This is a genomic window from Rossellomorea sp. GCM10028870 (assembly GCF_042666755.1).
Taxonomy (GTDB): domain Bacteria; phylum Bacillota; class Bacilli; order Bacillales; family Bacillaceae_B; genus Rossellomorea.
The window spans coordinates 596600-609554 of sequence record NZ_JBHTGN010000002.1 but is presented as its reverse complement, the minus strand read 5'-3'; the positions used below and the strand labels follow the sequence as shown (position 1 = coordinate 609554).

Sequence of the window (12955 nt, the reverse complement as noted above, 5' to 3'; positions counted from 1 at the left end):
GAACAGTTTAATGGACGGGATCAAGTCCCACGGGGGCTTCCGTTCTACCCCGGCTACCGTAATCATATATCGATATAAAAAATGGTCAACCAGAAATATCTTGCTGACCTTATAATACGAAAGGGGGGCTTAACAGAATAAGAAGATAATAAAGACATAAAAACCCAGAGTCATTTGCTCTGGGTTTTTTACTGTTAAATATCGTGCTATTTACATCGTTATTTTCGTTATTTCTGCTGCTAATTGGTGTGTGATTTAAGGTTTTCCCTCCCTCAACGGAACCCGTTACGATTTTCAATAGGGGGTTTTTTGTAACGAAATCACTCCAGCATAGTCTTACTTAGGATGGGAGGCATATACGGACACCGACAGTCCAAAAAAAACAACCGGCCGGGGCCGGTTGTTCATCACTCTTTAGCTTTTCTGAGCATTCATCGCTTCCATTTCTTCCTTACTTGGACCATACACGCCAGGAACCTTTAGACCAGCTTGTCTCATCAGAACCGTCAACTGTCCGCGGTGGTGGGCCTGATGCTGAATCAGCAGGCGGAATACGCCCTGAACCGGCATCTCCATGCCGAACAGATTCACCATCTCGTTCATCTTCTCATCCGACACCTGTTCAGAAACGGCTTCGATCAGGCGATCACTGACCAACTTATACGTTTCACTGATTTCACTTGCTGTTACCGGCGCATCTTTTCGAAGATCAGGCACTTCGAATGTGATCCCGACCTGAGCAGGGAAGTAGTATGTAGCTCCCGTGATATGCCATGCGACGCTTCCGATACTGTATAAGCCTGGCGCCACCTCTTGTTTCAATGACTCGTCTGTCAGGGCATCGAGCACCTTTTGGGTTACGGCTGCTTCTTGTTTCCATTCTTGTAAGAAATCATTTTTTGATGTAAACATGGTTATTCCTCCCTTAATGTAATCAACATTATTGTAGCACGTTGAGTGACGAGAACGCTTCTTTTAAAGACTGAGGTTTTCTTCGATCATGACAAAGCGCGACATCCTGGCCAGTGGCGGTATTTATGCTAAAACGTCATCACTCTGAAACAAGCAACTTCGTCTTACACGTGCTAAATTCCTCTATCCAATCAGATCCAATGTTTCCATCCGTGACAATATAGTCGACCTTCTGGAGAGGGGCGATCCGGACGGTGACCTCTTTGCCGAATTTGGTGTGGTCTGCTGCCACATAGACTTTTTTCGAGATTTCGATGATTTTCTTCCTGGTGACGGCTTCTTCAAGGTTGTAATCGGATATGCCCCTCTCGGTTGTGATTCCGCTCGCGCAAATAAAGGCTTTCAGAATGTTCAGCTCATCAAAATTAAATATATAATCGTAGGCGACGACGGAGCTTTCGTGTCTTCTGATCTTGCCGCCGATGATGATGAGCTCGATTTCACTGTTGATGAGCTCTGTGATGACAGGCAGTGAATTGGTCACGACGGTCAGGTTTTTTCTGTTCTTGATGGCTTTCGCCAATTGATAGGTCGTGGAGCCGCTGTCGATGTAAATGCAATCTCCCTCTTGGATCTGTTCATTGCATCGTCGGGCGATGCTTTCCTTTTCTTCAAGTCGGCTCACCATGCGATCAGCCATCGCGGATTCCCCGAAGTCATCTTCAAGTAATTTGATTCCTCCATAAATCTTTTCGATCTCTCTGTTTTCAGAAAGAATGTTTAAGTCTCTCCTAAGTGTATCAATGGATATGCCTAACTCTTCCGTAAGTTCTGCGTGTTTTAATACCTTCTTTTCTTTTAATAAGTCCATGATTCTTTGACGTCTTTCCAGTGGAAACATACCCTCACCCATTCTGTATTGTTACTTGTAGTGTAAGGGTACTGGCGGAAACTTTCAATGATGATTATGTAAAAATATGAAAACACCTTTGTTAATATATGCATAAGTTAGTTAGAAGTTATTAAAAATATGTGCAACTTTTACATAACCTTTACACAAAACGTGACGTCTATTTACAGAACGTTTTTATACTGAGGGTGTGATTGAGGAGGTGACGCGTTTGCTTACATTACATGGAGTTCGCAAACAATTCGATAAAAAAGTCGTGTTAGAGGATATCACGATTGATATTAACCAAGGGGAGATCGTTTCGCTTCTGGGTCCGAGCGGAAGCGGGAAAACGACGCTGCTCAACATCATCCTGGGGCTCACAAATATGGATGATGGACGAATCCTTTTCAACGGACAGGACGTGTCAAACGTCTCGATGAAAAAGCGCGGATTCAATATCGTCTTTCAGGATTATGCGTTATTTCCTAATTTGAATGCGTATCAAAATATCGTGTACGGACTCAAAAACCAGAAAGTGAAACTCCCAGATGCAGAACTGCAGGAATACATAGACTTCCTGGAACTTGAGCCTCATCTGGAAAAACGGATCGGGGAGCTGTCAGGGGGCCAGAAACAGAGAGTCGCCCTTGCACGGACACTGGTGACCAGGCCGAAAGTGCTGTTACTCGATGAACCGCTCAGTGCACTGGATGGCGTGATCAAGGAGTCCATCAAGGACCGGATCAAGTCAATCGCGAAAGAACTGGGACTCACGACGATCATCGTCACCCACGATCCCGAGGAAGCACTGACGCTTTCCGATAAAATTCTCATTATCAATGAAGGAAAGGTCGCCCAGTATGGAACGCCTAAGGAAATTATTCAACAGCCAGAGGATGAGTTCGTCCGGGAGTTCATTTTGAAGCAACTGCAAATTAAGCGGAACAATATTTATGCCCTGTTTGGTGATAGCCATGATTAAAGTGAAACCGGAAATGAAGGTCATCTTTTACGCTGCATCGGGATTGTTTCTAGTCTTCTTGGTCCTGCCTCTCATGTTCTTGCTGATGAAGTCCCTTGAAGGTGGTCAGGGGTTTACGTTCTCGACGTATCTAGAGGCCTTATCAAATGAGGAGATTTTAACCGCGATCGGGAACAGCTTTAAAGTATCGGCGGTAACGGCATTGATCACAACGGTCCTGGCGTTCGTGATGGCTTACTCCATCAATGCCACGAGAATTCATCCAGCCTTCAAGGGTGTGTTGAAAACGGGGATACTTCTGCCCATGCTGCTTCCGACCATTACATACGGATTTGCCATTATGTACTCCTTCGGAAATCAGGGGCTGTTTTCGAAGCTGTTTGGCTCGCCGCTCTTTGATATGTATGGCTTTAACGGGCTGCTGATCGGTTATGTGATCTACACATTGCCGCCGGCGTTTCTCGTCATTCATAATTCGTTTCAGTACATTGACAAGAAATTCATCATCGTCTCCAAGCTGATGGGGGACAGCACCATCAGAAGCTTTATGAATACGATCGTCCGTCCGCTGTGGGGGACACTCGGAGGGGCTTTTGTCCTTTCGTTCATTCTCAGCTTTACAGATTTCGGGATCCCCGCCTCCATCGGCGGAACGTATACGGTGGTTGCGACGCTCTTGTATCAGGTGATGCTCGGTTCGATCCCGGATTTCAACCAGGGGGCTGTCATCGCCGTACTGATGCTGCTGCCGGCTGTCCTGGGAATCCTGCTCCTTCGCTATTTGGAGAAAATGAATTTTCACTATGACAAGGTGACGGACACGGAGCTGATGGGGAATCGATGGAGGGACGCGGTCCTTGGATCCCTTGCCTTTCTTATTTTATCCGCGATGGTCGCGACGTTTGCGATTATGTTCATCGCTCCGTTCCTGAAGCAATATCCGTTCAACAATACCTTTACCTGGGAGCATATCATCGATACGTTCAGCTCCAGTGATTTGACGGGGGTCTATAAGAATTCTCTTTTCGTTTCCGTACTGACGGCGATTTTCGGAACCATTGTCGCCTATGGAGCGGCCCTGATCAATGGACGAACAGCCGTGAAAGGGAAATCCGTCATGGACGGGATTGCGATGGTCACGAATACGGTTCCCGGGATGGTGCTCGGGCTGTCGTATCTGCTTTTATTCAATGGGACGAGCTTTAAAGGTACCTTTGCCATCTTGATCTTCTGTAATTTGATTCATTTTTTTACGACCCCTTATTTAATGGCCAAGCATTCCCTCTCGAAGATGAATCCAGGCTGGGAAACGACGGGGGAGCTCCTCGGGGACAGCTGGTTCAAAACGGTGCGCCGGGTCATCATTCCGAACTCAGCCACGACCATTCTTGAGATGGCGGGCTACTATTTTATCAATTCAATGGTTACGATCAGCGGAATCATTTTTCTGATCACGGCAGAAACGTCGTTGGTTTCGAGTAAAATCCAGCAGCTTCAGCACTTTGCGAAGTTCAACGAAATCTTTGTCCTGTCCCTGCTCATCTTTGGGACGAATTTGATCGTCAAGCTGTTACTGGGCTTTTGGCAAAAACGAGCATCACTTCAGACGTTTTGATAGGTGACGACCCATCATAGTGGTCGCAAGCCTTGATCATAAAAAATCAACTCAAAGGGAGAAATGAACATGCTAAGCAAAATGAAAAAAGGGTTTCTACATTTAATGGTGGTATCATCTGTTGCAACACTGGCAGCATGCGGCAGTTCGGCATCAGGGGAAGAGGAAAAAGTCGTGATCTCAACAAATGGGGATGATGAAGCGGTGGAAGCGATGGAAACCGCATTGAAGGGCGCAGGCTATGAAGGGAAATATGTCATTCAATCCCTCGGGACATCTGAATTAGGCGGAAAGCTTTTAGTAGAGGGAGAGAAAACGGATTCTGATTTGATTACGATGAGTTCTTACTATATTGAAAGTGCTCAGAAAAAGTATGACATGTTTGCTGATTTGAAATTTGATCCGAAGGCATTGGAGGAGACTCCAGCTTATTATACTCCGATTCTATCAAATACAGGCTCCATTTTCGTGAACACGGAAATCCTGAAACAAAAAGGCTTAGAGATGCCAACGTCGATCAAGGACCTGGTGAAGCCGGAATATAAAGATCTCGTATCGATTCCAAATATCATGGATTCTTCTACAGGCTGGCTTCTCGTCCAATCCATCATGAGCGAGTACGGTGAAGAAGAAGGGAAAGCCATTCTACAACAATTGATTGCGAATGTCGGGCCTCATCTTGAAAGCTCAGGCTCCGGTCCCATCAAGAAGGTGCAGGCAGGAGAGGTTGCTGTCGGATTCGGACTGCGTCATCAGGCAGTGGTAGCCAAGGAAAATGGAGAGCCGATCGACTATGTCGACCCGACAGAAGGGAACTTCTCGTTAACTGAATCGGTAGCGGTTGTGGAAAAGGATGAAGCGACCACGGAGCTTGCACAGGAAATGGCGAAGGTCATCATTGAAGACGGACGAGAAGAGTTAATAGAGTCCTATCCTGTTGCGCTTTATAAAGGGGAAACCGTATCTGAGAGCAATAAACCGGCTCATTCGAAGACATTCTCAGAGCCATTGACCGTCGATCTATTGAAAGAACATCAGGAATTCTTTAAATCTGCTAAATAAGGAGGGGGAACCTATGAACGCATATAAGCTGTTAACACCGGGTCCCTTAACGACATCGGGCACGGTCAAAGAGACAATGCTCGTTGACCGCTGCACGTGGGATCAAGACTATAAGACGATCACTCAAAAAATACGACATCAGCTGCTTGAACTGGGCAGATGTTCATATGAAGACTACACGGTTGTCCTCATGCAAGGAAGCGGGACATTTGCGGTGGAGTCCGTCATGATGACGGCCATTTCAGAAGAGGATAAGCCCCTCTTGATCACCAATGGTGCTTACGGGGAGCGGATTGTCAAAATGGCTGAGGCGATTGGCATGCCATTCAGCCAGTACAGTGTGGAGTATGATGAGGTCCCGAAGGAAGAAGAGATTAGAAGAATCCTAGAGTCAGACCGTGACATTACCCATATCGTGATGGTGCATTGTGAAACGACCACCGGGATCCTGAATCCATTAGAGATGATCTCTGATGTATCCAATCAATATGGGAAAACCCTCATCATTGATGCCATGAGCAGCTTCGGAGGAATCCCGATCAACGTTCCGGAGCTTGAGATTGACTACTTGATCAGCTCGGCGAATAAATGCATCCAGGGCGTTCCCGGCTTCGGCTTCATCATTGCGAGACGCGATAAGCTGATGGCCTGCGAAGGGAACAGCAAAAGTCTGTCACTCGATTTATATGATCAGTGGAAAGGCATGGACGCGGACGGCAAATGGCGATACACGTCCCCGACCCACGTCGTTGCAGCCTTTTCACAAGCGATCGATGAACTGCTGGAGGAGGGCGGCGTTTCCGCGAGATTCGATCGGTACCAAAAGAATAACCGGATCTTAAGAGAAAAACTAAACGGGATCGGCTTTGAATCCTATATTGCAGACAAGCTTCAGTCGCCGATCATCACATCGTTTATATACCCGACGGCCGCATTTGATTTCGAAGACTTCTACACGTATGTAAAAGAAAGAGGCTATGTGATTTATCCCGGGAAGCTGACGGAAGTGAATACCTTTAGAATCGGCAACATCGGTGAAATCTATGAAGAGGATATAGAAAATCTTTGCGACGTTATCACAAAATATATGGGAGATGAGACGAAATGAATCGACTAGAAGCGGTGATTTTTGACTGGGCAGGAACGACTGTAGACTATGGATGTTTTGCCCCTGTCAAGGTGTTCATGGATATTTTCAAACAGGCGGGCATCGAGGTGACCATGGTGGAAGCGCGTCGACCAATGGGAATGCTGAAGATCGACCATATCAGGGAGATGCTGAGCATGCCGAGAATTTCCGGCCTGTGGGAGGAAGTGCACGGTCGGCCGTTCCAGGAAGAGGATGTAGAAGCTCTTCATTCAACCTTTGAAACGACTCTTTTAACGAATCTCGCGGACTATACGGATCCAATTCCACATGTCATTGACACTGTGGAAAACCTCAGGGAGATGGGGCTGAAGATTGGTTCCACCACGGGCTATACAGGTTCGATGATGGAAATCGTCGTGCCACATGCAGAGAAGAAAGGGTATCGACCGGACTTCTATATCACGGCGGACGACACAAACTCCTTTGGCCGACCGTTCCCTTATATGATTTTCCGGAACATGGAGGCTCTTCATTTGACGGCACCGTGGAAGGTCGTCAAAGTCGGTGATACGGTATCTGATATGAAAGAAGGCGTCAATGCAGGAGTGTGGACCGTGGGTGTGATCGAAGGAAGTTCGGAAATGGGGCTGACTCAAGAGGAGTTTGATAGTCTTTCAGAGACGGAGAAGGACCAGGCCAGATCCAAAGTGGAGCAGGTTTTCTATGCGAACGGCGCTGATTTTACCATCCAAACCATGAAGGAGCTGCCGGAGCTGATTGAACGTATCAATGAAAAGATCGAACAAGGAAAGCGGCCGTATGAGCAAGAACGAATTGAAGCGTGAGGGGGATATAAATAAGAGTTCCCGGCGTTCTCAGTGGAATGAGCGATTATCCGAGCGAAGTACCGCATTCCTTCAGGAGGATGACCGGTCCTTTTTAAAACAATCCATGTCGACTCCCTGCCTCGAGGCGGTGGCTGATGCGGAAGGCTGCTATATCACGGATGTGAATGGGAAGAAGTATCTGGACTTTCATGGAAACAGCCTTCATCAGGTCGGCTACAAAAACCCGTATGTTGTGGAGGCAGTCAAGAAGCAAGTAGAGGAGCTGCCGTTCATTCCGAGGCGGTTTACAGCCGACATTACGATTCGAGCGGCTCAGGCACTTGTGAACAAAACAACATCAAAGGATTACCGGGTTTTGTTCACGCCCTCAGGCAGTGCCGCTGTTGGCCTCGCTCTTAAAATCGCCCGAAAGGCAACCGGACGGCACAAGGTCATTTCCATGTGGGAATCGTTCCACGGGGCAGGACTTGATACGATTTCCGTCGGGGGCGAGTATGTGTTCAAGAAAGACATGGGTCCCCTCATGCCGGGAGTACTGAAAGGCATTCCGTATAATGGATACCGAAATCTCATCAACAGTGAAGATCCTGAAGAGATCGCGTCCTTTTGCCTTCGGTATCTGGAATACATGATTGAAAACGAAGGGGACATCGGGGCGATCTTGCTGGAGCCGATCCGGGCCACCGATACGCATATCCCGCCGCGCAGCTATTTCGAAGGACTGCGGAGGATCTGTGATCACTATGGCATCCTTTTGATCTTTGATGAAATCCCGACCGGCCTTTACCGAAGTGGAACGTTTTATGTCCATCAGCAGTTTGGTGTGGAACCGGACCTGCTTGTATTGGGGAAAGGCCTGGGAGGGGGAGTCATCCCGCAGGCTGCGGTCCTTGCGAAAACGGAGTACGATTGTGCCGGGGATGTTTCTCTTGGGCATTATACACATGAGAAGCCGGCACTCGGAAGCGCGGCAATCCTTGCCATGATTGATTATATCGATGATCATAAGCTTGGGGAACGGTGCCAGAGGCTTTCTGCGTTTGTGCGTGACGAGCTGAACAGGCTTGCTGAGCGGCATGAATGCATCGGAGACATCCGGATTGCGGGACTCATGATTTCGATTGAACTGGTGAAGGACCGGGGAACGAAGGAGAGACACCCTGATTTAGCTGAGCGTGTCTTGTATTACTGCCTGGAACGAGGATTGTCGTTCAAGGTTTCGGGTGGGAATTGTATGACGTGGCATCCTCCGCTTGTTGTGACAGAGGAGGAGTTGGGGTTTGCTGTGGGGTTGGTTGATGAGGCGTTGGGTGAGTTGGTTTGAGCCGGGGGGACAGGTCCCTTGGCTCTTTTTTTGTGGAAGCAAGTGGACGGTTCTTTTGCTTTTTTTTACGTGAAGAGGAGACAACTAAATCTATCTTCCCGGATAGTGATTGAAGTATGATGATTGGTAAGAGGGGGAAGCGGATAAACTTTACACTACATGAAGCAATTGAAATATTGGAGAGAACCCCAGTCACACTGGAAACGTTCTTGACTGGTTTGTCAAAAGGACGCCTGGAATGTCATGAAGGCGATGGGGCGGCCATGATGTGCCGAAATGACAATTGTAGTAGCATCATTGTTGGTATATTAACAAGTAGAACTCGCCGAAGTGAATGTGGCGAGTTTCTTTATATAGAAATACAATTATGGATACGGCTCATCGTAATCTTTCAAATAAGATGTATTCCCCTTTATGGAAGAACCAGGGGGGGAAGTGAAATAAGCGGAATTTTTCCGGTTACATTCAGAATGGAACTTGTTTTGGTGGTACATAAGCGGAAGTTTTCCGCTTATGTATAGAGAAATTACCTATTTTTGTGTTTTTTGATTAAATAGGCGGAATCTTTCCGTCTATTTCAGTCTTTTTCAATAGTCATTATGAATTAAGCGGAATTTTTCCGACTATTTATCAGCTGTGGTGTTTGACCATATCTCTCAATTGATACGTGCGTCTTCTTTTGAACCTATAGGTGGGAAGCAAGGGGACGGTTTTTATGAAAAGGAAGCAGAAGGACCGTCCCTGTGCATCTTACTTCAACTGCAGCTCAATCTCATATTCCTTCATCTCAGCCTCGAAATCATCCTCCGCTCCCTGATGCCCCGAGAACTCCAACTTGATCCACTCGATATCTTCTGCGTGGCCTCTTTCAAGGTACCAGATGATATTCCCTTCCTTGATGACCCCTTTGTCGATCTCTCCGCCGATGCTATCTGAGACCCACATATCGGGCATATCAATTTGTTCCCCGGTGCTAGTGACGAGGACGGCCTGGTCCGGGTAAAACGTGAACTTGCCGTCCGTTGTATTTTCCATTTTGAATTTCACTCCCACTGCTGACGTCTCTGCGTTTTCATCTTCCATCGTAGGAGCTTTATCCGTCACAACTGCTTTCTGGATTTCCATCTTCAATCCATTGTAATCATCCGACCAGGTTGCATCATTGTAATACGTCCAAATATCGTTTTCCTGTGCTGTTTCCTCAGGATTTTCTTCCTTAGCTGGTTCACTTGTCGTCTTGGCCTCGGCTTTTTCTGTATCATTTTTATCCAGTTCCTCCACAGCTGCATCACCTCCGCAGCCTGCAAGCATGAGGGTCAGTGCACTAGCGAATAGTAAACACAAAATCTTCTTCATGAAAAAATTCCTCCTCTTGAAATTGAATGTAAAACATTTCCTGATAGTTTTAGTGTAATGGGTTACCCTTTTGAATTTTTGGTAAGGGGGAGGGTTCTATTTTAAAAATCATTTAATATATGGGAACTGGGGTGACATGGAATGCGTTAAAATGCAGCGGGATAAAATGGTGCTGGGACAAGAAAGCTCTCCCTTCTTCTTTGGAGTAGTTCTAAAGTCACGTATAGTATTTTGAAAGGTTTTGTTCATTGACAATCGTGGTATAAAAGAACGATGATAAAATTCCTTTTTTTGTCATCCCTCCATTTCTAAATAGAATGATGAAGATAAGGGTGGTACTATATCATTAGCGGAATAATCTGTAAGGGAGATGCCAGCATGGGACTCTACAATGAATTGAATGACATTCAAAGTGTGATTCATTCCCGATCGAGCGATATTCAGGAAAAGATTTCGCGATTGAGGGATGCAAAGAACGCCATTCTGAATGAACAAAGTCAACTATTAAATGAAATTAAGCAAATCCAGCAGCCGGAATTACATAAAAATTGGATGGGTCCGAGGTCGGAAGATTATCATGCGGAACGGGATTCTGCCCTTCAGGCGATGAGGCAAATAGGACATGAAAACTATGACGAATACGTCAGCTCCATAGAATCAAAGATTCATTCCTTGGAAGCGCAGCAAGGGATTATTAGCTTCTACGGCAATCTGGCCAATGACGCAGAATATTTACTTTCCAAAGGTGAAGATTTTTATGAGCAGGTCTCCCATAAACTCAGTGACTTGAAAGGGAGGTTATTTTAGATGAATGTGAACTCGGGATCTGGAGGCGGATCAACGCAGCAAATAAAGCTCAACCATAGTGAGGTCATGGCGAAACTGAATGAAGCGATCAACTCACTGGAACGGCTTCAGCTGAAGGCACCGGCACAAGAGCAGTTGGGACGGAACAAGCTGAATTATACGGATGCATGGATTCAGCGTGAACAGAACATTCAATTGTTATTGAAGGAATATATCGCCACAGTGGAAAAGAATATTGAAGATACAAAAGCAAATGTAGAAGCTTTAAAAGAACAGGATGAAGCCATAACAAGATCCTGATAGAAAGGCAGACGCGACCATTGAAAGTATATGAAGCCCCCACTTTACTCGACGCAATGTCATCACGTCGACAGGAATACGAGACATTAAGAGATCAACTTGTAACACTTAAAAGCTCTTTTCAAGCCATTGTGGAACTTGACGATGAATTCCAGGGAAAGGGTGCCGATGCCATTAAAGGCTTCTACGGTGCTCAAATCGATGTCGTTGAGATTTGGATTCAGCTTGCTGAAAGTAACATCGCTTTTTTCAATGGTATTCAGGGTTACGCAGAAGGGCGAAACCTTGGCAGGGAAACGGTGGAACTTCCATTCCTCGAGGAAGGTCTTCATCAAAGCGAAAGGCGTTCAGGAGAAATGATTGCTGCACAGCAGCAGGAACTCCAAAGAATCCTCAATCGCATAAGCGACATCCAACCGCTGAATGTCTTTTCACGGGATCGATTCGATACCCATATGGAAGAAGCAAGGAGGCAGCGAGAGGATACACTTGACTCCGTCAATCGATTTGATGAAGAATTAAAAAGGGAATACCGACATTTAGAGGTCAGCGAACAGATACTCGCAGGGCTCATGAGGCAGTTAATGGAATCGTCCAGGCAAGGGAATCACATCTCACCGCTCTATTTCAACGCGGCAGCCTATTACTCCAGTGATGCCTATCAGCTGACAGACGACATTACAGCACAGACCGACTCTTACTTGAAATTCAAAGAATCACAAGAACAGGCAAGAGAGCCTAAACCGATTCCTGAAGAGGATGTCAACGAAAACCCTCTCACCGAATCCCTCAACAGTTTTAAAGAGATTGGACAGGATCTATGGGCCGGGATGGAGAAGAGAAATGAAGACAAGTTTGACTCCGTCTATGATTTTGGAAACTATATTACGGCTGGGGCACCGGACTTAGTCAAGGGCTTCGCGAGTGGTCTGAATGAGCGAGCTGAAGTAGCAACCGAATCAGGCTCTGACTTTATCAACTACCTGACGATGGGTGGAATGGACCTTTTCAATGGAGCAGTAAATCCAGATGATTCCTACTCAAAGGAACATTGGTTGAACAGCTTCGGACTGGCAGCGCTCCTTGTCGGCGGTGCTAAACCAGGGCTCAACGTGAAAGGCGGCACGAATATAACAACTCCAGGACCTAAGACTGTTCCCAAAGTTTCATTGAATCATAGGTGGGATCAAATCCGTTTGGGGATTGATGATCTTTATAACCGGCCTATGATGGTTACTGATAATGGGATGTTGGTTGGTGGAGAGCCTGGGTGGAGTAGGTTTTCTGTGGAAAGTGATGTTAAGGGCATGGGGAGTGGAACTAGGGGTAAGGGAGAAACTAAAAAAATAAGTGATCTTAACTATAAAGAAATTGCCGATTTACCTGCAGAAGATGTAAACAATTGGTGGAGAGATGAAATGAAATATGATCAACCTCCATATAAAAACGGCACACGAGTAAAAGAAATAGAGCTAACGAAACCAACTACCTTTGTAAGAGTTTATGACGGGGAAAATTCAAAAATGTATGGTGGTTGGTTTATGAAAGCTGAGGATATTAAAGGTTTAACCTCAATAGAAATACAAGAGAAATTCGCACTACCTTACAAGCCGAAATATATTGCAGACTTAAAGTTAGGTGAAGGTACAAAAATTCGAACTGGAATAGTTAATCCTTTATTTGGATATAAAGGAGGAGGAACTCAATTTGATTTAATGGGACAGTTCATTGGAGAATTCGGAAATGAAAGGTTAATAGGAGGTTAAT

At 46.0% G+C, this 12955-nt stretch carries 12 protein-coding genes; 9 read left to right on the top strand and 3 right to left on the bottom strand.

The window, feature by feature from the left end; translation table 11 throughout:
- Positions 1-414 precede the first annotated feature (414 nt).
- Both ACFQWC_RS13805 and ACFQWC_RS13800 read right to left on the bottom strand, forming a co-directional pair.
- Positions 415-912 carry a DinB family protein gene (locus ACFQWC_RS13805; RefSeq protein ID WP_299741952.1) on the bottom strand — a complete coding sequence of 166 codons (498 nt, stop codon included), beginning with the start codon at positions 910-912 and terminating at the stop codon, positions 415-417.
- Between the two features lie 139 nt (positions 913-1051).
- Positions 1052-1813, bottom strand: coding sequence for a DeoR/GlpR family DNA-binding transcription regulator (locus ACFQWC_RS13800; RefSeq protein ID WP_377107987.1), 762 nt, complete (start codon positions 1811-1813; stop codon positions 1052-1054).
- Between the two features lie 220 nt (positions 1814-2033).
- Here ACFQWC_RS13800 and ACFQWC_RS13795 point away from each other — a divergent pair, with 220 nt between their 5' ends.
- The 6 genes from ACFQWC_RS13795 (at position 2034) to pbfA (ending at position 8725) form a co-directional block, all read left to right on the top strand.
- Complete coding sequence (locus tag ACFQWC_RS13795) at positions 2034-2786, top strand: ABC transporter ATP-binding protein (RefSeq protein WP_377107985.1); 753 nt, start codon at positions 2034-2036, stop codon at positions 2784-2786.
- The gene (locus ACFQWC_RS13790; RefSeq protein ID WP_377107983.1) at positions 2779-4401 is read left to right on the top strand and encodes an ABC transporter permease subunit; all 1623 of its coding nucleotides are present in this window, start codon (positions 2779-2781) and stop codon (positions 4399-4401) included. The genes ACFQWC_RS13795 and ACFQWC_RS13790 overlap by 8 nt, the downstream gene beginning before the upstream one ends.
- A gap of 69 nt (positions 4402-4470) precedes the next feature.
- A complete protein-coding gene (locus ACFQWC_RS13785) occupies positions 4471-5463 on the top strand; it encodes an extracellular solute-binding protein (RefSeq protein ID WP_377107981.1) in 993 nt (330 codons plus the stop codon).
- A 13-nt stretch (positions 5464-5476) separates the two neighbouring features.
- Complete coding sequence (gene phnW, locus ACFQWC_RS13780; RefSeq protein WP_377107979.1) at positions 5477-6571, top strand: 2-aminoethylphosphonate--pyruvate transaminase; 1095 nt, start codon at positions 5477-5479, stop codon at positions 6569-6571.
- Entirely contained in the window at positions 6568-7398 is an 831-nt protein-coding gene (gene phnX, locus ACFQWC_RS13775; RefSeq protein ID WP_299741968.1) for a phosphonoacetaldehyde hydrolase, read from the top strand. The genes phnW and phnX overlap by 4 nt, the downstream gene beginning before the upstream one ends.
- Complete coding sequence (gene pbfA, locus ACFQWC_RS13770) at positions 7373-8725, top strand: (R)-1-hydroxy-2-aminoethylphosphonate ammonia-lyase (RefSeq protein WP_299741971.1); 1353 nt, start codon at positions 7373-7375, stop codon at positions 8723-8725. Before phnX ends, pbfA begins: the two co-directional genes overlap by 26 nt.
- Positions 8726-9475: 750 nt before the next feature.
- Here the strand turns inward: pbfA and ACFQWC_RS13765 are convergent.
- The gene (locus tag ACFQWC_RS13765) at positions 9476-10081 is read right to left on the bottom strand and encodes a hypothetical protein (RefSeq protein WP_299741974.1); all 606 of its coding nucleotides are present in this window, start codon (positions 10079-10081) and stop codon (positions 9476-9478) included.
- 378 nt (positions 10082-10459) lie between these two features.
- Between ACFQWC_RS13765 and ACFQWC_RS13760 the strand changes: the two genes are divergently transcribed.
- The 3 genes from ACFQWC_RS13760 to ACFQWC_RS13750 are packed head-to-tail and all read left to right on the top strand — an operon-like array spanning position 10460 to position 12954.
- Complete coding sequence (locus tag ACFQWC_RS13760) at positions 10460-10888, top strand: YwqH-like family protein (RefSeq protein WP_299741977.1); 429 nt, start codon at positions 10460-10462, stop codon at positions 10886-10888.
- Positions 10889-11188: a DUF5344 family protein gene (locus ACFQWC_RS13755; protein WP_341357451.1), complete on the top strand. Its 300-nt coding sequence runs from the start codon at positions 10889-10891 to the stop codon at positions 11186-11188.
- 20 nt (positions 11189-11208) lie between these two features.
- Positions 11209-12954 (top strand): ribonuclease YeeF family protein, encoded by a 1746-nt coding sequence (locus ACFQWC_RS13750; RefSeq protein ID WP_377107975.1) that lies wholly within the window; start codon positions 11209-11211, stop codon positions 12952-12954.
- Position 12955 lies beyond the last annotated feature (1 nt).

Coding starts and splice junctions, on each gene's coding strand:
- ACFQWC_RS13805 (WP_299741952.1), bottom strand. CDS start 912: ATGTTTACATCAAAAAATGATTTCTTACAAGAATGGAAACAAGAAGCA.
- ACFQWC_RS13800 (WP_377107987.1), bottom strand. CDS start 1,813: ATGTTTCCACTGGAAAGACGTCAAAGAATCATGGACTTATTAAAAGAA.
- ACFQWC_RS13790 (WP_377107983.1), top strand. CDS start 2,779: ATGATTAAAGTGAAACCGGAAATGAAGGTCATCTTTTACGCTGCATCG.
- ACFQWC_RS13785 (WP_377107981.1), top strand. CDS start 4,471: ATGCTAAGCAAAATGAAAAAAGGGTTTCTACATTTAATGGTGGTATCA.
- phnW (WP_377107979.1), top strand. CDS start 5,477: ATGAACGCATATAAGCTGTTAACACCGGGTCCCTTAACGACATCGGGC.
- phnX (WP_299741968.1), top strand. CDS start 6,568: ATGAATCGACTAGAAGCGGTGATTTTTGACTGGGCAGGAACGACTGTA.
- pbfA (WP_299741971.1), top strand. CDS start 7,373: ATGAGCAAGAACGAATTGAAGCGTGAGGGGGATATAAATAAGAGTTCC.
- ACFQWC_RS13765 (WP_299741974.1), bottom strand. CDS start 10,081: ATGAAGAAGATTTTGTGTTTACTATTCGCTAGTGCACTGACCCTCATG.
- ACFQWC_RS13760 (WP_299741977.1), top strand. CDS start 10,460: ATGGGACTCTACAATGAATTGAATGACATTCAAAGTGTGATTCATTCC.
- ACFQWC_RS13755 (WP_341357451.1), top strand. CDS start 10,889: ATGAATGTGAACTCGGGATCTGGAGGCGGATCAACGCAGCAAATAAAG.